The sequence below is a fragment of the Geomicrobium sp. JCM 19055 genome, from assembly GCF_000698185.1.
In the GTDB taxonomy this organism is placed as follows: domain Bacteria; phylum Bacillota; class Bacilli; order Bacillales; family Marinococcaceae; genus Geomicrobium_A; species Geomicrobium_A sediminis.
On sequence record NZ_BAXL01000022.1, the window covers coordinates 1 to 19,258 of the forward strand.

Annotated in this window: 19 protein-coding genes and 6 pseudogenes; 12 read left to right on the forward strand and 13 right to left on the reverse strand. The window is 41.1% G+C overall.

What is annotated here, in order from left to right; all coding sequences use genetic code 11:
• Nucleotides 1-47 precede the first annotated feature (47 nt).
• The gene (locus tag JCM19055_RS17680; RefSeq protein ID WP_042360697.1) at nt 48-491 is read left to right on the forward strand and encodes a hypothetical protein; all 444 of its coding nucleotides are present in this window, start codon (nt 48-50) and stop codon (nt 489-491) included.
• 111 nt (nt 492-602) lie between these two features.
• A pseudogene (gene fdhA / locus JCM19055_RS17685) lies at nt 603-1,853 on the forward strand (formaldehyde dehydrogenase, glutathione-independent).
• A 243-nt stretch (nt 1,854-2,096) separates the two neighbouring features.
• Here fdhA and JCM19055_RS17690 read toward each other — a convergent pair.
• Nucleotides 2,097-2,426, reverse strand: a pseudogene (locus JCM19055_RS17690) (DUF1516 family protein); the annotation flags it as partial.
• 462 nt (nt 2,427-2,888) lie between these two features.
• Between JCM19055_RS17690 and JCM19055_RS32180 the strand changes: the two are divergent.
• The gene (locus JCM19055_RS32180; protein ID WP_370543212.1) at nt 2,889-3,434 is read left to right on the forward strand and encodes an ABC transporter transmembrane domain-containing protein; all 546 of its coding nucleotides are present in this window, start codon (nt 2,889-2,891) and stop codon (nt 3,432-3,434) included.
• Nucleotides 3,358-4,620 carry an ABC transporter ATP-binding protein gene (locus JCM19055_RS17695; RefSeq protein ID WP_370543213.1) on the forward strand — a complete coding sequence of 421 codons (1,263 nt, stop codon included), beginning with the start codon at nt 3,358-3,360 and terminating at the stop codon, nt 4,618-4,620. Before JCM19055_RS32180 ends, JCM19055_RS17695 begins: the two co-directional genes overlap by 77 nt.
• Before the next feature lie 38 nt (nt 4,621-4,658).
• Here JCM19055_RS17695 and JCM19055_RS17700 read toward each other — a convergent pair whose 3' ends face one another.
• Nucleotides 4,659-5,291, reverse strand: coding sequence for an SCO family protein (locus tag JCM19055_RS17700; protein ID WP_042360699.1), 633 nt, complete (start codon nt 5,289-5,291; stop codon nt 4,659-4,661).
• Between the two features lie 291 nt (nt 5,292-5,582).
• On the opposite strand from JCM19055_RS17700, the gene pdxK reads away from it, so the two are divergent.
• From pdxK to JCM19055_RS17710, 3 genes are all read left to right on the forward strand, one after another.
• Entirely contained in the window at nt 5,583-6,419 is an 837-nt protein-coding gene (gene pdxK, locus JCM19055_RS17705) for a pyridoxine/pyridoxal/pyridoxamine kinase (protein ID WP_042360700.1), read from the forward strand.
• Nucleotides 6,420-6,536: 117 nt separating this feature from the next.
• On the forward strand, nt 6,537-6,665 hold the full coding sequence (locus JCM19055_RS30240) for a hypothetical protein (RefSeq protein WP_255343403.1): 129 nt from the start codon (nt 6,537-6,539) through the stop codon (nt 6,663-6,665).
• 21 nt (nt 6,666-6,686) lie between these two features.
• On the forward strand, nt 6,687-6,926 hold the full coding sequence (locus JCM19055_RS17710; protein WP_042360701.1) for a hypothetical protein: 240 nt from the start codon (nt 6,687-6,689) through the stop codon (nt 6,924-6,926).
• A gap of 21 nt (nt 6,927-6,947) precedes the next feature.
• Here JCM19055_RS17710 and JCM19055_RS17715 read toward each other — a convergent pair whose 3' ends face one another.
• Together JCM19055_RS17715 and JCM19055_RS17720 are read right to left on the reverse strand one after the other, a co-directional pair.
• Nucleotides 6,948-7,130, reverse strand: coding sequence for a hypothetical protein (locus JCM19055_RS17715; RefSeq protein WP_042360702.1), 183 nt, complete (start codon nt 7,128-7,130; stop codon nt 6,948-6,950).
• Between the two features lie 80 nt (nt 7,131-7,210).
• Nucleotides 7,211-7,756 carry an NADPH-dependent FMN reductase gene (locus JCM19055_RS17720; RefSeq protein WP_042360703.1) on the reverse strand — a complete coding sequence of 182 codons (546 nt, stop codon included), beginning with the start codon at nt 7,754-7,756 and terminating at the stop codon, nt 7,211-7,213.
• 415 nt (nt 7,757-8,171) lie between these two features.
• On the opposite strand from JCM19055_RS17720, the pseudogene fumC reads away from it, so the two are divergent.
• A pseudogene (fumC, locus tag JCM19055_RS17730) lies at nt 8,172-9,561 on the forward strand (class II fumarate hydratase).
• A 63-nt stretch (nt 9,562-9,624) separates the two neighbouring features.
• Here the strand turns inward: fumC and JCM19055_RS17735 are convergent.
• The 3 genes and pseudogenes from JCM19055_RS17735 to JCM19055_RS17745 all read right to left on the reverse strand — a co-directional run bounded on the left by JCM19055_RS17735 (nt 9,625) and on the right by JCM19055_RS17745 (nt 11,955).
• Entirely contained in the window at nt 9,625-10,941 is a 1,317-nt protein-coding gene (locus tag JCM19055_RS17735) for a M20/M25/M40 family metallo-hydrolase (protein ID WP_265182324.1), read from the reverse strand.
• Between the two features lie 263 nt (nt 10,942-11,204).
• Nucleotides 11,205-11,384: a hypothetical protein gene (locus JCM19055_RS17740; protein WP_042360706.1), complete on the reverse strand. Its 180-nt coding sequence runs from the start codon at nt 11,382-11,384 to the stop codon at nt 11,205-11,207.
• Between the two features lie 17 nt (nt 11,385-11,401).
• Nucleotides 11,402-11,955: pseudogene (locus tag JCM19055_RS17745) on the reverse strand (phosphatidylglycerophosphatase A).
• Nucleotides 11,956-12,070: 115 nt separating this feature from the next.
• On the opposite strand from JCM19055_RS17745, the gene JCM19055_RS17750 reads away from it, so the two are divergent.
• Nucleotides 12,071-12,790 carry an esterase family protein gene (locus JCM19055_RS17750; RefSeq protein ID WP_042360707.1) on the forward strand — a complete coding sequence of 240 codons (720 nt, stop codon included), beginning with the start codon at nt 12,071-12,073 and terminating at the stop codon, nt 12,788-12,790.
• A gap of 21 nt (nt 12,791-12,811) precedes the next feature.
• Nucleotides 12,812-13,240 carry a GNAT family N-acetyltransferase gene (locus JCM19055_RS17755; protein ID WP_042360708.1) on the forward strand — a complete coding sequence of 143 codons (429 nt, stop codon included), beginning with the start codon at nt 12,812-12,814 and terminating at the stop codon, nt 13,238-13,240.
• Between the two features lie 26 nt (nt 13,241-13,266).
• Here JCM19055_RS17755 and JCM19055_RS17760 read toward each other — a convergent pair whose 3' ends face one another.
• The gene (locus tag JCM19055_RS17760) at nt 13,267-13,497 is read right to left on the reverse strand and encodes a hypothetical protein (protein ID WP_042360709.1); all 231 of its coding nucleotides are present in this window, start codon (nt 13,495-13,497) and stop codon (nt 13,267-13,269) included.
• A 197-nt stretch (nt 13,498-13,694) separates the two neighbouring features.
• On the opposite strand from JCM19055_RS17760, the gene JCM19055_RS17765 reads away from it, so the two are divergent.
• Complete coding sequence (locus JCM19055_RS17765) at nt 13,695-14,195, forward strand: CotY/CotZ family spore coat protein (protein ID WP_042360710.1); 501 nt, start codon at nt 13,695-13,697, stop codon at nt 14,193-14,195.
• Here JCM19055_RS17765 and JCM19055_RS17770 read toward each other — a convergent pair.
• Nucleotides 14,192-14,890, reverse strand: a complete 699-nt coding sequence (locus JCM19055_RS17770) for a CotO family spore coat protein (protein ID WP_042360711.1) — start codon at nt 14,888-14,890, stop codon at nt 14,192-14,194. The genes JCM19055_RS17765 and JCM19055_RS17770 overlap by 4 nt on opposite strands.
• A gap of 199 nt (nt 14,891-15,089) precedes the next feature.
• Between JCM19055_RS17770 and JCM19055_RS25800 the strand changes: the two genes are divergently transcribed.
• The gene (locus JCM19055_RS25800; RefSeq protein ID WP_152549971.1) at nt 15,090-15,194 is read left to right on the forward strand and encodes a YjcZ family sporulation protein; all 105 of its coding nucleotides are present in this window, start codon (nt 15,090-15,092) and stop codon (nt 15,192-15,194) included.
• A gap of 46 nt (nt 15,195-15,240) precedes the next feature.
• On the opposite strand, the pseudogene JCM19055_RS17775 reads toward JCM19055_RS25800, so the two are convergent.
• The 4 genes and pseudogenes from JCM19055_RS17775 to JCM19055_RS17790 all read right to left on the reverse strand — a co-directional run bounded on the left by JCM19055_RS17775 (nt 15,241) and on the right by JCM19055_RS17790 (nt 19,158).
• A pseudogene (locus JCM19055_RS17775) lies at nt 15,241-16,250 on the reverse strand (ABC transporter ATP-binding protein).
• Nucleotides 16,247-17,294, reverse strand: a pseudogene (locus JCM19055_RS17780) (ABC transporter ATP-binding protein). Before JCM19055_RS17780 ends, JCM19055_RS17775 begins: the two co-directional pseudogenes overlap by 4 nt.
• Nucleotides 17,295-17,343: 49 nt before the next feature.
• A complete protein-coding gene (gene nikB, locus JCM19055_RS17785) occupies nt 17,344-18,264 on the reverse strand; it encodes a nickel ABC transporter permease (RefSeq protein ID WP_042360712.1) in 921 nt (306 codons plus the stop codon).
• A 12-nt stretch (nt 18,265-18,276) separates the two neighbouring features.
• Entirely contained in the window at nt 18,277-19,158 is an 882-nt protein-coding gene (locus JCM19055_RS17790; RefSeq protein ID WP_042360713.1) for an ABC transporter permease, read from the reverse strand.
• Between the last annotated feature and the right edge of the window lie 100 nt (nt 19,159-19,258).

The following is a 19,258-nucleotide window of genomic DNA, read 5'->3' on the forward strand; positions in this document are numbered from 1 at the left end:
TTACAGGGCTACCGGCATCACTGGTGTTACTGGTATAGTTCCAACACTTGCTCAACCATTTTTTTAATAGCAATGTTCAACCACAAGCGATCGCTTCGAATGCAAACGTACTTCAGCTAACCCCTAATCAGTATGCAGGGATTACGTACAATGCAGCGAACGGAACCTTTACAGTCGTTACTCCAGGTCTTTACTTTATTGAGGTTACCTTAAACACTGCTAACCCTACGACGACAGGTGCCGTATTTTCTCTTATTATTAATAACAATACAGTTACTCCAGCAGCCCCTGGGGCAAGTTCTGCTACTAGTGGTCAAATATCAGTAATTCGGGTCCAAAACTATGCGGCTGGCGACACCATTCAAATTAGAAACACATCAACATTCACAGTAAACATTGTCAACGGTGCAAACCAAGCAAACAGCGCAGGTCACGTAAGTATTTTCCGTTTTGCACCAGGGTTTTTAGGCACATTAATTACAACAACTTAATAGAAAGCACGACTCTCGTCTTTAGATTGAGAGTCGTTTTTTTCTTTACTTATATTTACTGAACTTTCGGATTTAAACATCAATTTTCAGGGTATTAAATTTATAGCCAAGTTGGCTAAATTTAGTTCGAAGGAGGCATCAGTTACATTGACGAACAATCGTGCTGTCGTTTACAAAGGTGCAGGTCGTGTTGAAGTTCAAGATACGCCTTATCCGGAACTCGTATTACGAGATGGTCCAGGTGTCCCAAAGTCAAATGTTGATCGAAAATGTGAACATGGCGTCATTTTAAAGGTCATTACGACGAATATTTGTGGTAGTGACCAACACATGGTCAGAGGTCGGACAACCGCTCCAGAAGGTCTCGTTCTCGGGCATGAAATCACTGGTGAGGTAATTGAAGTTGGACGAGATGTTGAATTCATCAAGAAAGGTGACGTCGTTTCTGTTCCATTTAATATTGCTTGTGGTCGTTGTGTCATGTGCCAAACTCAAAAAACACATATTTGTACAAACGTTAACCCTGAACGACCTGGGGCTGCTTATGGTTATGTGGATATGGGTGGATGGGTTGGTGGACAATCAGAGTATGTGATGGTTCCTTACGCCGATTTCCAACTACTCGTCTTCCCAGATCGGGACTTAGCATTAGAAAAAAATTATGGATTTAACGATGTTAACCGATATTTTTCCAACTGGATTCCACGGCGCCTATACTGCCGGCGTTAAAATGGGATCTACGGTCTATATTGCAGGAGCTGGACCTGTTGGACTAGCTGCTGCTCACTCTGCACAACTACTCGGCGCATCTGCTGTCATTGTCGGTGATTTAAATGCAGAGCGTTTACAGCAAGCAAGAGTTTTGGATGTGAAACAGTCAACTTAAAAGAACATGATCGTTTAGGAGAGCAAATTGAACAAATCTTAGGTGTTCCTGAAGTGGATGCTGCAGTGGATGCGGTCGGCTTTGAAGCTTCAGGCCACGGCGAGAGTGGTGAACAGCCCGCTGCGGTGCTGAACGCAATTATGGACGTGACGCAAGCGGGAGGCGGGCTTGGAATTCCAGGACTTTACGTTACAGATGACCCTGGCGGCGTAGATGAAGATGCGAAGACTGGTTCTTTGAAAGTACGGTTTGGTCTCGGTTGGGCGAAAGCTCATACGTTTGCGACAGGGCAAACACCTGCAATGCAGTACAATCGCAACTTAATGAAATCAATTCTTTCAGGAAAAGCACAAATTGCAAAAGCAGTTAACGCTCAGTTAATTACACTTGATGAAGCACCTAAGGGATATGAAGATTTCGACAAAGGTGCCGCAAAGAAATTCGTTATTGATCCACACGGAATGGTCAACTCTTAACTTTCATTTTCATGTCACAATTAAAAAGACACCGCCTGGCGGTGTCTTTTTTGCATTAGATTAAGCTAAGTACAATACTGATGACTACAATAAGGCCGATAATCATAAGGATCGTGCGTAACATTAGCGCACACCTCTTTTTGTTTGACGTACTTATGTATACCATCATTGACTGTTTTTCAAACGGAAAACAACAAAAATAAGTGGATTGAACTAGTAAAAGGGCGTCTAATGACACCCTTTTTAGAAGCTAATCACTCCAAAGCCCATAAGAGCGACAATAACTAGAATAACAACGGCACCAATGAATCCACCCATACCGTTTTCTCCACGTTTTGTCTTTCCTAAAGACATTTCCATTAATCCCATCATAACAATGGCTAAGATTCCTTTAATAACATACATCGCTGCCCAATTATACTCGATAAGCATTCCAATCCCTGAAACGATCATAATAATAAAGAACAGACGTAAAATCATATGCAAAATCGTACCTGCTTTACGCTTATGTGCTTTGTAAAGGAAATAAGCAATTACAAAGAAAATCGCTACAAATGCCCAAGATCCTTGATGTGAAGCAAAAAAAACATATTAAACATGCTCTCATCTCCCCTCTTTATAAATTACAATGACATCTTTAGTTTAACAGGATTGCCGATTACAAGCACTGATAAACCTCTTACTCTCTTTATCTTCGCAATTGAATATGAACATCTCATGAACAAACGGACATTAAGACAAAAAAAATTCTAGATGCCGGGGATATACCCTACTATTTTTATGAGTTTAATAAAACGCAAGTTAAACTGAATACTAGATTTCATAAAAAAAGCTCCTACTAAACGGATTAGTAGGAGTCAAAGTGAATCCATGCAATTTACTCAAGGAGTTACAGGAGTAAGTATAGTTTAATCATTAAATTCCAATCTGTCTAGTCTGTTTTAATATTTTTTTGCCCCTAACGTTACGTAATGACATACAATAAACATTGAATGTATATTCACCATTCCATTACACCTACATAAGGAGACTATGATGTCCGAAAAGAAACGCACCATAAAAGACTTCTATCATTTATTCCAACAGTATCGACCACGTATGTGGATCGTTATTGTAGCAATTGCTCTCGTCATAGGCGAGTCTTTACTTTCTTTAATCGTACCTTTAATTACGATGAATATCGTGAACGCAATGGTCGTTGAAGGATTTCAACTTCAAATTATAGCTACCCTTGTTGTTGTTTTTGTCGCACAAATCATTTTATCCGGTGTTTCACTTTATATGATGATTTATGTTGGGGAAACGATTGTAGCAAGATTACGTACAACGTTGTGGAACAAAATATTGTATTTACCGATTCAATTCTTCGATCAACATTCATCTGGTGAGACGATGAGCCGAGTCACGAATGATACGAATGTGATCAAGGACTTCTTCACGATGCAACTTATTCCATTTTTTTTCGAGCTTTATATCGATTATCGGTTCTGTCATTTTACTTTTTGTGATCGATTGGAAAATGGCGCTTCTTCTTGTCCTCTTTTTACCGTTAGCGATGCTCGTCATCTTACCATTAGGTAGTCGCATGTATACAGTCTCTAAATCACTGCAAGATGAAACGGCTGCATTCCAAGGGGATTTAGGGCGTGTTTTAGGCGAGATCAGACTCGTGAAATTGTCTATCGCAGAACCTGTAGAAGAGAAACAAGGAAAATCACGGATTCAATCATTGTTTGGTTATGGGATGAGGGAAGGCAAGATTATGGCTATTGTTATGCCACTCATGACTACGGTAACCCTCGTAGCACTCGTTATCGTCTTTGGATATGGAGGCATCCAAGTCGCTCAAGGAACTTTGACCGCTGGTGCACTCGTTGCGGTTGTCTTTTACATTTTCCAAATTATTTTCCCTGTGACACAACTGGCTCAATTTTATACGCAATTTCAAAAAGCAATGGGCGCCACCGATCGTATTCAATCGATCTTTGAATTTAATTCTGAAAAAGAAAAACTCAATTCATCGGAGAAAACCGATTCAACCGACCTGACGTTTAACAACGTATCTTTTCAATACAACACTGAGAAAACGATTTTATCTAACGTCTCATTTACCGCACGCTCTGGACAAATGACAGCATTTGTCGGTCCAAGTGGCGCAGGTAAAACTACGTTATTCTCTTTGATTGAGCGGTTTTACCTCCCGAATGAAGGAAACATTTATTACGATGGTACAGACATTCAATCGGATAAATTACATGATTGGCGTAGCAAAATCGCTTACGTATCACAAGATTCCCCGTTAATGGCAGGAAGCATCTACAAAAACCTCACGTACGGCTTGGACGATGTTGACGAACAGACTGTCAAAGACGCCGTTTTAAAAGCGAATTTATCGAGCTTTATTGAAGACCTTCCGCAAGGATACTCAACCGAAGTTGGCGAGCGAGGTATACGCGTATCTGGTGGACAAAGACAACGACTAGCAATTGCTAGAGCTATTATTCGTGATCCTGAATTGCTACTACTAGACGAAGCAACCGCTCATTTAGATAGTCACTCTGAAGCGTTAGTTCAAGAAGCACTACAATCTCTCATGAAAAACCGTACAACGCTTGTGATTGCACATCGACTTTCAACCGTGAAAGATGCACATCAGCTCATTGTGTTGGAACGCGGGATCGTGACTGGTGCTGGCAACCACCAAGCATTATATGAAAATCATCCACTTTATCGAGAGCTTGTGGATCATCAAATGATGAATGACTAAAAACTGAGCTGGACGGAACAACCGTCAGCTCAGTTTTTTTATTTTTCCATTTCTACGAGTGTTTCAATTGCATCGATAATTGGTTCTTTATCGACTTCTAATCCGTCAAATTGTTCTACAACTTGACCATTCATATCGAGTAAATACGTTTGTGTCGAGTGGATAATATCATCATTTTCAGGATGCGATTGCACGACACTATTAAATGAACTAGCTGCAAAGCTTTCAACTTCTTCACGGTCATATCCAGTTAGGAAATCCCAATTAGAGAAATCTGCATCGTATTGTTCACCATACGCTTTAAGTTTTTCAGGTGTATCATGTTCAGGATCTACCGTAAACGAAACAAGGTTTACGTCCAACCCTTTTTCATCTAACTCATTTTGCAAATTCGTCATGTTCGGTGTCATTAAATTACAAACAGTTGGACAACGTGTGAAGACCATATTGACGAGGGAATACTTCCCTTTCAAATCTTCATTTGTAACGACTTCATTATCTTGATTCATATACTCAAATTCATGCAATCCTGTTGCCTCTGACTCTTGTTCTACTGCAGCCGTTTCATTCGCATCTTCCATACCCTCAACATCGGATGATTCTGAAGATCCACAAGCTGCTAATACTAACGTTAATGCTAACGCGCTCACAAACACCCATCGCTTCTTCATATAACGTTCCTTCCTCCTTTAAGTAGTCGTCTTGGGGTTCTCTTTCGTAAACAATTCTCTACTTTGAGGAATATGCAATAGCTTGGCAAACATGTCTACATTTCTAAACTGTTCTGATTTTCTCTCATAAAATTTCTAAGCAATGAGCGCTTAATCAAGCACACAAGTTTACGATGAACGTGTTCAGCTACACATGTGTCTTTATTCAGTTACAATTGTTGTCAATGTTCTACAAAACAGCTTATAATAAACGTAGTATGAGCTTATCATCAAGGGGGATCTATAACGATTATGTCAATTGCTAAAGCATTAACGATTGCAGGATCTGATTCAAGCGGCGGAGCAGGAATACAAGCTGACCTAAAAACCTTTCAAGATCTCGGCGTTTATGGAATGAACGCATTAACAACGATAGTTGCGATGAAACCTGAAGGATGGCATCATCAAGTATTTCCACAACCTGTCGATACAGTCGAAACCCAATTGAATACCATTTTATCAATTGGTGTAGATGCCATGAAGACAGGCATGCTCGGTTCTGTTGACGTCATTGAACTTGCTGCAAATAAAATAAAAGCACACAACCTAACAAACTCTGTCGTAGACCCAGTACTCGTTTGCAAAGGCGAGGACGAAGTACTACACCCAGAAACTGCAGATGCATTACGCGAAGTGCTCGTACCCGTTGCGAAAGTGGCTACACCGAATTTATTCGAAGCTTCTCAACTTGCTCAAATGGAGAAAATCACTACGATTGAACAAATGAAAGAAGCAGCAGGCAAAATTCACGAACGTGGTACTCAATATGTAGTTGTAAAAGGTGGAAAGCAACTCGAACACGATCGTGCGGTCGATGTTGTATACGATGGTAAATCCTTTATTGTCCTTGAAACCGAGAAAATTGACACAACGTACAATCATGGTGCTGGATGTACATTCGCCGCTGCAATTACAGCAGAATTAGCAAAAGGAACTGATGTACACGACGCAATTCGTACAGCTAAAGCTTTTGTGACAGCTGCCATTGAACACGGTGTTCGCTTAAATGAGTATGTCGGTGCAGTCCGCCACGGTGCATACCGTACTTTTGGTGGTCAAGAAACAAAGATTACTGAGCGTACCATCTAATAACACTCCATAAAACCGTCTCCTTTAATATGAGGAGACGGTTTTATTGTTTCACGCCTTCACATTCGCCTACTCTTTGCATAGGTTAATATGAAGACAATGAAGGAGCTGGTCTCTTTGAGCGATCAAAATGATAACCAAGAACTCCTCTTATTTATCGTCATCTTATTATTTGGTCTTTTCTCTCTTGGCTATTCAAGAGATGCTGGTGATGACGATGAGTTGGAAGTCGTAGCATTATCCTAATTCACTAGGGAGGCTGCAATCATGAGTGGAGATAAAAAGAAATCCAACAAAAATCAACTTACACCCGAACAGATCGCTGTGATTGCAGGGTTATTAACGAATGTCTTGAGTGTGAGGGCGATCTTAGTTGATCGAAATCAAACGGTGGAAATTATCATTCAAGGTGATTTAAGTAAGAAGAAAGACAAAGATAAAATGTTTAAAGAAGTCGCTGACATGCGCTTTGGCGATGTTTGGGATCTCTTTATGAATACAAAATAAAACCCTTGAACGAAAACTCGTTCAAGGGTTTTTCATATTAGATGAACTTTTTTTTGCTTGTTCGTAGCTCTGCTCACGCTTCTTTTCAACTTCAATCATCTTGTCTACGTCTGATTGATATTCCTGCGTGCTAACTCCGTGAGCTTGGTGCATTGCCTTTTCCATTAGTTCTGTGTAATTCATGGGCTGCTCATTGCTTTTCACGATTAATAGCCTCCTAAGTTTAACCATTTCAAAAAAAATGGCCTTACTATGGCTATTCCCGCTCTACTATGATTTAAACGTTAGATTTTCTCACCGATCCAAGAAGAAAATGATTGTAAATAACGCGTTACTGCTTTTTGTGTGCGTTCGTCGGTTAGATTACCTTTATCATCGAACTTTTCATTAGCCTTTGCGACATACACTTCAGGTTTTTGGAACACTTCCGAACCTGCGGCAATGAGCGCTTGTTTCACTTGCTTTTGCGCATGAGCTGTACCAAATCGTGTCGGTGATGCGCCAATTACACCAACGGGTAAGTTCCTTAATACGTTTTCATTCGCATCACTACCTACCCAATCGAGCACGTTTTTGATAACTCCCGGCATACTCTCATGATATTCAGGCGTTACAATCAACAAACCATCACTTTCTTTCAAGGCTCGTTTAAGACTCAATACAGCCTCAGGATCACCATCTTCTTCTAAATCTCCATTAAAAAGCGGAATCTCTTGAATCTCATATGGAGTGATCGTTACATCATCTGGTTTCATTGATCCCGCTTCTGCTAATAGTTTAGAATTCAACGAATGCTGTCGTAAGCTACCACTAATTGCAATGATCTTCATCTTATACACTCCTTTTTTTGAACAAAAAAAGTGACTCCGCAGGGGACGGCGGAGTCACAACAGAGGATGAGGGATGCAGGCAGGGTGGGAATAACAGTAAATGATAGTCGCACACGTTACAGGGGGACATATGCTATATCTTCAGGAGGGCGTAGTTCCTGATACTGTTAAGAAGTTATGTGTACAAGCACGTTACCCGATAACGTGTCGACGCTTCTCGTATTCACCATTTACCCTGTTAGCTCTTATATACCTCAATAACCTACCTTTTAAACCAGATTTTATAAAAAAAATCATTATTTTTTTGTTTTTATTTATCGCTCTCTTTTTCTTCCATGAAAAGTGGTTTATGATAGAAAGGACAGTGAAATCTGTCAATCCATGTTTATTCTTATTTACAGGGAGCGATTACTAGATGGAATATCGTATTGAAAAAGATACACTAGGTGAAATGCAAGTACCAGCAGATAAACATTGGGGTGCCCAAACACAACGTAGTGTTCACAACTTCCCAATCGGTTCAGAAAAAAATGCCACGTGAAGTGGTACTCGGTTTTGCAATTTTAAAGAAAGCTGCAGCACGAGCAAATGAAAGTCTCGGCAAGCTTGATAGCGAACGTGCAGATGCCATTGCAAAAGCTGCAGATGAAGTTCTCGCAGGTAAATGGGACAGCCACTTCCCGCTTGTCGTTTGGCAAACAGGTAGTGGAACGCAATCAAACATGAACATGAACGAAGTTCTTGCGCGAAGAGGAACAGAAATCCTTCAAGAACAAGGAAAAGACATTACCATTCATCCAAACGATGATGTGAACCGTTCACAAAGCTCGAATGATACGTTCCCAACTGCAATGCACATTGCAGCTGTAAGCGATGTCAACCAGAGATTACTACCTGCATTGGCAAAGCTTAAACAAACGCTACAACAAAAATCAGAGCAATTTGACTCGATCATTAAAATTGGTCGTACACACCTTCAAGACGCAACACCACTTACACTCGGACAAGAAGTAAGCGGTTGGTATGAAATGCTTCGTAAATCTGAAACGATGATTAGCGAAAGTATTCGCCACTTGCACGACTTGGCTATTGGTGGAACTGCAGTAGGAACAGGAATTAACGCTCACCCAGAATTTGGTGATCGTACTGCCGGCTTCATTAGTGAATACACGTCATTCCCATTCCGTTCTGCACCGAACAAATTCCATGCGTTAACGAGTCACGATGACACGACTTACGCTCACGGTGCAATTAAAGCACTTGCTGCTGACCTAATGAAAATCGCCAACGACGTTCGTTGGTTAGCAAGCGGTCCACGTTCTGGGATCGGCGAGTTAACGATTCCTGCGAACGAACCAGGAAGCTCAATTATGCCTGGGAAAGTAAACCCTACTCAAAGTGAAGCACTTACGATGGTCGCGACACAAGTGATGGGTAACGATGCTGCAATCGGATTTGCCGCTAGCCAAGGGAACTTTGAATTAAATGTCTTTAAACCAGTTATTATTTATAACTTCTTACAGTCTGTTCAACTTCTTACAGATGCCATGCACTCGTTCCACGATCGTTGTATCGAAGGATTAGAAGCTGAAGAAGCAAACATTGCAAACCACGTGAAGAACTCACTGATGCTTGTAACAGCGTTAAATCCACACATTGGTTATGAGAACGCTGCAGCGATTGCTAAGCATGCTCATCAAGAAGGATTAACACTTAAAGAAGCAGCACTTCAAAGCGGTCACCTTACTGAAGAGCAGTTCAACGAATGGGTAGATCCTGCGAAGATGGTTCAACCAAACGCGTAAAGCGAACTTAGGAAAAACCTAGCATAAGCGAATGCTAGGTTTTTTTATTGGTGTTTATGGCTGTCACTTCCCAATATTAAGGATGACATGACACGTTGTTTCAATCCCTTTGAAAAACAACTCCACATCCATATTTTCATTTGGTGCGTGGTTATCTTCATCTGCATTCGCGTATGGAATTAACAGTGATGGCGTTTTGAGTAACTCTTGAAAAAGATAACCGGGAAACGTTGCTCCAATCGCTGGTAAAACGATTGGCTTCAATTCATGAGCATCGTGTACGGAGGAAATGATTTGCCTAACGCTTTCAAGTTCCATTGATGTTCTCGTTGGCTTACTCGCACCAACCCATTCAATGTCTAAAGACGGATCCACCTGCTGAATATGAGCAACGAGTTTCCTATATATATCGTCAGGGTCTTGATCAGCAACAAGTCGAATATCAATTTTCACTTTGGCCTCACTTGGAATGACCGTCTTTTTCCCAGTTCCAGAATAGCCACTTGATAGACCACTAATGTTAAATGTCGGTGTAAGTGTCAACTTCTCATAATATTCTTCACCACTCATATCTAACGCTTCATACCCAATAACTCGCCCTGTCTCTTGAAGATCAAATGGCTGCTCTTGCAAATGCCGAATATCTTCGATCGTCACTGGACGAACATCATCATAAAACCCTTCAATTAGAACGTCTCCATCCGTTCCTACTCGCATCGACTGCAATACATTGATTAGTTTCCATGCAGGGTTTGGTACGATATTGCCTTTGTTGCCAGAGTGATTGTCTTGTGTCGCACCAATCGCTGTAAGCTCGACATACAACATTCCCCGATTGCCTAGATAGACGATTGGACGACCTGTACTATCCAGCGGACCATCTGCATTGTACAACACATCTGCAGCTAGTAACTCTTGGTGCTCTTTTATGAACGCAGGAAGACTATGGCTACTGCTTTCTTCTTCCCCATCAAATAAAAATTTGACATTGACAGGCAAGTCAACTTGAAGATCTCGCAACGTCTTAATTGCAAAGACATGTGCAAGCATTTGCCCTTTATTATCCCCAACTCCCCTTGCATAGATCTTTCCATTTCTAATTGACGGTTCAAATGGTGGTGTCTCCCAAGCTTCAATTGGCTCTGGAGGTTGCACATCGTAATGTCCGTAGATCAAAATTGTTTTTGTGTTCTTCGGATTAATGATTTCACCATATACAATCGGACTACCTTTTGTTTCGTAAATCGTAGCTTCAATGTCGTAATCTAGCAATTGACGCTTTAAAATCTGTGCGCATTCGTCTACACCAATTTGTTGAGCACTTATGCTCGGTTGCCGTAACAACTCAAATAAAAGATTCAAATACTCTTCTTCATTCAACGCAATTTGATCTTTAATTTGTTTTTTTCAGCGTTGTTGACACATGTGTATTCACGATTAATCCCCTCCGGCAAGATCGTTCTGTTTACGTTTCTGAATACATTAGTATGTAATGAATTTTCAAACTCCTTATTCAATTAACCATAGCGCACCATATCCAACTTTTCAACCTACTCAACGAGACTACATTTATCTTAAAATGAAACATGGTATGACTCATCTGAGTCATACCATGTTTCACACTCCCTCTTCTCAAGGAGTCTTTATTCATCATACGTATAACGTACGACATATTTATCATTTCTCAGGCGGATGATCTCGACAAGTGGACCAACCTCATACCCATTTTGCCAATTGTCTTCAAGCTTTGCTTTTATACAACCAGCTTGAAATTTAGAACGGAATGTTTGCTTAAAATAAATCCAATGTGGTCCACGCTTCATTCCTATTGCTCCTTTAACTAACCGATCAGTTCCTCATCTTCAGGCTTTCTTATGACGACTGTCGTTGCTGCTTCATCACGATCTCGAAGTCGATGCGCTAACCGCGCAGAAGCATTCGCTGCAATGCTACATACTAAATCATCTAAAACGTATTCACCTGATCCGTTGAACGGTCCAGTTCTCGTATAATCCCAGTCTTCTCTTTATCAAGATACCCAAATGATGTCACAGCAATGCTACCGAACCCAAAAACAGAACCAAGGGCGATCGTTTCATCGACTCCAAATAAACCTTCGTCACCAGTAATTAACGATAACAACGGCTCACTTAAACGACCTTCTTCTGCTAATATGTCCAATTCTATGCCAACGAGTACCGCATGCTGGATCTCTCTTTTTATGAGTACAGCATCAACGCTTTCAATACACTCCGCCATCGTAAGATTAGGTGCGTATGGATGTTGTAAAGCATATACAATTTCTGCGATCGCGTCAATCTCTACTCCCCGTTCTTGTAACTTCGTTCGTGCGTGATGCGAAATGATATCGCCAGTAACGATAATTTTTTTCATCCCTCACGATCATTCCCCCTGTCATTAATGTAACATATTCACATACAACGCCAAGTTTTACTGTAATATGCTATACTTGGAGAGAATTTGAAGTCATAAAAGGAGCGATTTTCACTTGGACGGAACTGTTGAAACCCTTCATTTACAAAGTAATTTGCTTGATCATGAGTTTGATTTGCACGTATATATTCCACCGAACTATCATGAAAATTTCAGCTATAACCTAATTATTACAGGCGATGGACAAGACTTCTTTAAACTCGGAAAAGTCGACCAAAAAGTTGAACACTTTATTCTAGAAGATAGCGGTCCTGAAACGATTGTCGTTGGAGTTCCATACCCACGGGTCGCCATGAGACGGAAATGGTATGCTCCTGATGGAGAACAGACGAACGATTATTTACGGTTTATCAAAGAAGAACTTTTACCGATGCTTGAAGATCACTACAACTTAAATCAAGACCCTGATTCTAGATTACTAATGGGTGATTCACTTTCAGCATCTTTAGCATTAATGGCTTGCTTAACTTACCCTGATACATTCCAACGAGCCGTTCTCTTCTCTCCCTATGTTGATGATCAATTGAAAACGATGGTCACTGAAAGCAACTCCCTACATTCACTTAAGATGTATCACCAATTTGGAAGTGATGAGCGTGAAGTAAAAGCGACAGACGGTAGAGTCTTAGACTTTATTGAAATGAATGAATCGCTACATGAATTGCTCGCAAATAAACTTCAATCCTATGACTACAAAATGATCGATCAAGGCAACCATACGTGGTTCACTTGGGGGCCATTACTTCCGGAAGCACTTGAATTCCACTGGCTTTAAAACGGTAAGGAGAGAATAAATATGAAAGCAATCATCGCTACAACTGAAGAAGAAATGAAACAAGTCCAACAAATCCGCTACGACGTTTTTGTTATTGAACAAGAAGTGTCTGAAGAAGACGAGTGGGATGAATTTGAAGATGAAAGCGTTCATTTTCTTCTAGAAAGTGATCAACAATACGTTGGAGCAGGACGAGTACGCTGGCTTGGAACGACTGGTAAAGCCGAGCGGATTTGTATTTTAGAACAACACCGTGGAACTGGTGCTGGTAAAGCGGTCATGGATGCACTTGAGAGTTATGTAGCTATGAATAATGGAGAAAAGGTTAAGCTTAATGCCCAAACCCAAGCTCGTGGGTTCTACGAGCGTATTGGCTACACCGTAACGTCTGAAGAAGAATTTTTGGATGCAGGAATTCCGCACGTAACGATGGAGAAAACGATAAACTAAAAATCCGACCTTAACGGGTCGGATTTTTATATGATACGATCGATTTGCTTCCCTTTACCGGTTGCGTTCGCTTGTAGCCTTCGTTGGTGCAACCACCTTTGTTCCATGTTCTTTACATAAGAAGACGGCTGTTGTTCACTTGAGTACCGATTTACTCTTGCTACTTGAAGGACAGACGCGTGATTAGATTGTTTCCCTGACAAACGTGAGCCGTATTGAATTGCGACATCATTATGCACATGTGGAACATAACCCATCATCATCACTCCTTACAAATCATTTACCCGTATTTTAGAAATCAAACACATTTCACGATCAATTCAGCTGAAATTAATCGGCGTAAACCATTGATACGAAGCGATTTTTTTTAATCGAAAATAAAACTACACACGCTTTAGGGTAAACGTACATACGATATAGCGAACATGAAGGAAAACCTAAAGGAGTGATGAGCGTGAGCTGCGGTCGCAAAGATTTCGATACTGGCAACTGCGTGTGCGATGCAGTGCTTGCGATTAGTGAAGCACAAGATGCCGTAGAAAAAAAAGGGAGCTGCGCAAACAGTTGTTTTACTAATCTCTTAAAGCCGAACGGGCGTTTCAATGATACGATCCCATTCATGTTAAAAGGTAAAACAGGTGAATTGTTTTGGGCAACTGGTGGTTTAACAGCCGACTTCCCAGATGTTTTTGAAACTGTATTCTTCAGAGTTGAGAACATTTGTGAAAAGTCTTGCTGTGCGACATTATCACTACTTCGTCCAACAGGCGACATTCTCTTTACACAATCTTGTTGCGTAGATCCAACATCTTTATCAGATGTTGTTTCACTAGAACGCACGAACTGCTGCATTGAAGTAGATTTAAGCTGCTTCTGCGCAATCCAATGTTTAGATCCAGGCCTTGTTGATAACTATCGGGACAATTCCACCAGCACCTGGCATCTAAGGTATTAAACACTAGAGAAATGGTCGAGGGTTAAGTCAATGACATCCTCGTATCGTATCGTTACTTGATAAGGTAATTGTTGGGTCTGCATCGTAAATTGATCTTCTTCAATATCAGTTACGTTGCCGACCCATGTTTCTTCTTTCGTTTGGCAAATACAAACGGTTGGATTTAACGTTCTCATTTTATAAAGCAACCTTACTTTATCTTCTGTCGAACGATTTTCAAACCCTTTTTTACGTGAAGGCTGGACGAGCTGTTCTGAAGATTTGCGTGAATGCGTCTTTTCTTCACTCGTTCGTTCTTCTTTTTTGTTCGTCTCGTTCGTTTTTCTAACTCTTTCTTCAATCGCATCACGCAATATTTCATTTGCTTTAGAATTTGGGGATTCAATGGACTTCTGCCAATTCGGTCCAAGGTGTCGATTCAAATCAAACGATCGCTTCTTTGGCACCTCATCTTCATTGGAATCAGGTAAAACTTCTTCACTTACATCGTTTTGTTCCGACACTAGTTCGTCATTCACATGCGTTGGAGAAAGCTCTTTTACAGGCTCTTTTTCCTCAACTTCTTCCAAATGTTCTTTTACCGTTCTTTTGTATAGAAGTTCAAGTTCATTATCACCAACCGTTGGCATTGAATGGTTCGGATTATCAATATATAGAAGAGGTTGAACTTGATTGTGTCTTTTTTTCGTACTCATACCCTTCCTCCCTTTACCCATCGTATTACCACATTGTATTCATGGAATTACAAGCTATGATTACTTTCAAAGCTGAGTAGGTAAAGCGCCCGATTTCAAATTTCTTACACACCCGTTTTAGGTGCTTTGCATAGGTTAGTATGGAGAGCAAGCGGTTCTCTAAGAATTCAAGATTCCAGGAGGAATGCTACATGTCAGAATGTTGTCACAGCGGTGGATATGTGGATCAAACGGTTTAGGCGGATTTGCATTTGTTGTTGTGCTTTTCATCTTACTCGTAATCGTAGGTTCTGCATACTGCTAATGCAAATAAACAAAAACAAGTCGCTCCTTAGAGCGACTTGTTTTACTTATACGATTGAAGTCTTTTCAGTTTCCGCAATCTTTTCGATATGATGACATGCAGCCTTATGAGTTTCATTCATGAACGTCGTTGAACGAAGCTCTGGCTCCTCTGTCTTACAAATATCTGTTGCAAATGGGCAACGAGTGTGGAACCTACAGCCAGATGGCGGATTCATTGGTGAAGGAACATCACCTTGTAAGACGATTCGTTCTCTCGTTTTCGATGGATCTGGAATAGGAATCGCCGATAACAATGCACGAGTATATGGATGTCTTGGACTATCAAAGAGATCTCTTTTATCGGCGATTTCGACGATCTTACCGAGATACATAACGATCACTCGATCAGAGATGTGACGAACAACCCCTAAATCGTGAGAGATAAACAAATACGTTAAATCTAGATCTTTTTGTAGTTTCTTTAACAAGTTTAATACTTGTGCTTGTGTTGACACGTCAAGGCAGATACAGCTTCATCACAAACAATGAGCTTAGGATCTACAGACAAAGCTCGGGCAATCCCGATTCTTTGACGTTGTCCCCCACTAAATTGGAATGGGTAACGTTCTGCTTGTTCTGGCCTTAAACCAACAACTTCCATCAATTCACGAATACGCTCAGGGCGCTTTGCTTTAGGAACAACACCTTGAATTGCCATCGCTTCATCGAGAATTTGTTTAACCTTTTGTCGTGGGTTCAAAGACGCATATGGATCTTGGAAAATAATCTGCATTTCTTTACGCTTTTGACGTAAATCAGATTTGCTAAGCTCCATAAGGTTTTGCCCTTCAAAAAGGATTTCTCCGTCAGTAGGGTCATCAAGTCGTAAAATTGCTCGACCTGTCGTTGATTTACCACAACCAGATTCTCCTACAATACTAAGTGTCTCACCAGGATTTATAGCGAAGGATACGTCATCGACCGCTTTAACTTGGGCTTGCGTACGATTTAGAATTCCGCCTTTTACTGGAAAATACTTTTGTAAATTCTTTGCTTCAAATAACGGTGTTGTCATTGATTCGTTGCAACCCCTTTCGTCGGGTTCGGTCCATCCCATTCATCCGTATAAATCCAGCAACGTGTTTGACCTGTCGTAATACCTTCATCCACATTTTTAGAAGGTGTTGCAAGTTCTGGATGCTTCTCTACACAGAGATCTCTAGCATAAGGGCAACGCTCTGCGAAGCGACAACCGCTCGGCATGTTCTGCGGCGTTGGAACCGTTCCTGGGATCATTTCAAGCTCATCAAGGTCAATATCGTGACGTGGAATCGCATTCATTAACCCTTGAGTATATGGGTGTAATGGTCGCTTAAACAATGTCTTCACATCTGCTTGCTCCACTACTTCACCCGCGTACATTACAACAACTTTATCAGCCGTTTCAGCAATAACACCTAAATCGTGTGTAATCATTAGAACGGCCATTCCTGACTTCTCTTGAAGCTCTTTGATCAGTTCTAGAATTTGCGCTTGAATGGTTACGTCAAGTGCTGTTGTTGGTTCATCGGCGATCAGAAGTTCAGGGTCACAAGAAAGTGCAATCGCGATCATCACACGCTGACGCATCCCTCCAGATAACTCATGAGGATAACGCTTAGCACGGTCCTCTGGTGCTGGAATTCCGACAAGTTTCAGCATGTTAACTGCTTCTTGCCATGCTGCTTTTTTTGTCGAGTTTCTTATGAATACGAACCGCTTCAGCAATTTGAGAACCGACTGTAAACACTGGGTTTAACGATGTCATTGGCTCTTGGAAAATCATTGAAAGGCGGTTGCCTCGATACTTTGCAAATTGTTGCTTTGATTTCTTTAATAGGTCTTCGCCACTTAGTTCAATCGTTCCCCCAACAATTTTACCAGGATGTTGGATTAATCGCATAACTGAAAGTGACGTAATACTCTTACCTGAACCTGACTCTCCTACGATTCCTAATGTCTCGTTACTATTAACGCTAAAATCAACGCCGTCAACGGCCTTAACTTCTCCATCAGGCGTAAAGAATGATGTTTGTAATCCTTTTACTTCAAGTACAGGTGTCTGTTCGTTTGAAGCCATGTCCATGACCTCCTTTATACAATATCGGATCGTGGGCTTCTACCATGAATTAGTTCAAATCAATTCGTTTGTTTAATACTCGGTACGCAATATCGACGAGGAAGTTCACGAAAACAAACGTGATTGCAAGTACGATTACTGCACCTTGTACAACTGGAAAATCTCGTTGACTAATGGCATCTACAACGAGTCGCCCTAGTCCGTTAATCGCAAATACGTTCTCTGTAAGTACAGCTCCACTTAAGAAATAACCGAATTGTAGACCAATAACTGTCACAACAGGTATTAATGCATTACGAAATGCGTGCTTATAGACGACAAAGCGCTCACTTACACCTTTAGCACGAGCTGTACGTACATAATCTTGATCAATGACTTCTAACATGCTCGAACGTGTCATTCTTGCAATAACTGCGGCACCTGCTGTACCCATCGTTATGGCTGGCATGATGACTTGCTGCCACGTCCCCCAACCAGAGGTCGGTAAAACTCCGAGTTGTATCGAGAACCAGTAGATCAAAAGAAGACCTAGCCAGAAGTTCGGCATTGACAGACCTACAACGGCCAACGTCATTGTTCCATAATCTCGAATCGTATTACGGTACGTCGCTGAAAGGATTCCGAAGAACAGACCTACAGAAACAGCTACGACCATACCCCAAAGGGCAAGTTCAACAGTTATTATAAAGCGCGGTGCTATGATATCCATTACTGGTTGTCCAGTTCGAACCGATTCTCCAAGGTCAAACATGATGAGATCTCCTAAAAAACGACCGTACTGAACGACGAGTGGATCATTTAAACCTAAATTTTCTCTCATTTGTTCTAATTGAGCTTCAGAAGCAGCTTCCCCTGCCATAACTTGGGCTACGTCCCCAGGTACTAATTGAATGATCAAAAAGGCAACGAGGGTAACACCGAACAATACCGGTATAAGCTGTAACAAGCGGCGTAAAATGAAAATATGCACGTCTATTCCTCCTTACTTTTTCGATCTCGGATCAAGTGCATCTCGTAAACCATCACCTAACATGTTGAAAGCGAGTACGAGTAACACAATTGCAATCCCTGGGAATATAGTTAAGTGTGGGTTGTCCCACATGTACGATCTTCCATCATTCAACATTGCACCCCACTCAGGAAGCGGTGGTTGCACCCCTACACCGAGGAAAGATAAACCTGCGGCACTTAGAATTGTCGTCGCAATTTGTAAAGAGGCTTGTACAATGATTGGTGAAGATACGTTCGGTAAGATATGTTGGAAAATAATTTTGCCGTCTCTTGCACCGAGTGCTCGAATCGCTTCTACGTACTCAATGTTCTTCACTTCAAGTACGGAACCACGAACAATCCTCGCAAATACAGGAATATTATAGATGGAAAGTGCAATAATTACGTTGTTCATACTTGCACCTAAAGCACTAACGATTGCAAGTGCTAAAAGAATTCCTGGGAACGCAAGTAGGATATCTGCTGCACGCATAATAATTGTGTCCCAAATCTTTCCATAGTAGCCTGCTAAAAGACCGAAAAATATTCCGAAAACGGCACCTATAAGTACTGCAGAAGTTCCAATCCAAATCGTAAGATGTGTACCAAAAATAATTCGACTGTAAATGTCTCGTCCGTTTTGGTCAGTACCAAACCAATGATCTGCAGACGGTGGTGCAAAACGATTTAAGACGTCTGTTGAGGTTGGACTATGCGTCATTAAAGAGAAGTTCCAACCTGGAATCCATTGGGAAAGCACCGTTGATAGCGCGATCAATAAGAAGAAAATGAGAATGATCCCGCCAAATAAAGATGATTTGTTACGAATAAGTTGCTTAATTAATCCTTTAAACCGAGACTCCGGAGCTCCAATTTCTGCTTTACCCGGGCTTTGGTTAACGGTTGACCCATGTGCTGCTCAACCCCTTCTTATTATGATTCTTTAGCGACAAGCGCTACATGCACAATGAAAC

Excerpts from the sequence above, each read along its gene's own strand:
- JCM19055_RS32180 (WP_370543212.1), top strand. The coding sequence starts at position 2,889 with ATGTCCGAAAAGAAACGCACCATAAAAGACTTCTATCATTTATTCCAA.
- JCM19055_RS17700 (WP_042360699.1), bottom strand. The coding sequence starts at position 5,291 with ATGAAGAAGCGATGGGTGTTTGTGAGCGCGTTAGCATTAACGTTAGTA.
- pdxK (WP_042360700.1), top strand. The coding sequence starts at position 5,583 with ATGTCAATTGCTAAAGCATTAACGATTGCAGGATCTGATTCAAGCGGC.
- JCM19055_RS17710 (WP_042360701.1), top strand. The coding sequence starts at position 6,687 with ATGAGTGGAGATAAAAAGAAATCCAACAAAAATCAACTTACACCCGAA.
- JCM19055_RS17720 (WP_042360703.1), bottom strand. The coding sequence starts at position 7,756 with ATGAAGATCATTGCAATTAGTGGTAGCTTACGACAGCATTCGTTGAAT.
- JCM19055_RS17740 (WP_042360706.1), bottom strand. The coding sequence starts at position 11,384 with ATGAAGCGTGGACCACATTGGATTTATTTTAAGCAAACATTCCGTTCT.
- JCM19055_RS17755 (WP_042360708.1), top strand. The coding sequence starts at position 12,812 with ATGAAAGCAATCATCGCTACAACTGAAGAAGAAATGAAACAAGTCCAA.
- JCM19055_RS17760 (WP_042360709.1), bottom strand. The coding sequence starts at position 13,497 with ATGGGTTATGTTCCACATGTGCATAATGATGTCGCAATTCAATACGGC.
- JCM19055_RS17770 (WP_042360711.1), bottom strand. The coding sequence starts at position 14,890 with ATGAGTACGAAAAAAAGACACAATCAAGTTCAACCTCTTCTATATATT.
- JCM19055_RS25800 (WP_152549971.1), top strand. The coding sequence starts at position 15,090 with ATGTTGTCACAGCGGTGGATATGTGGATCAAACGGTTTAGGCGGATTT.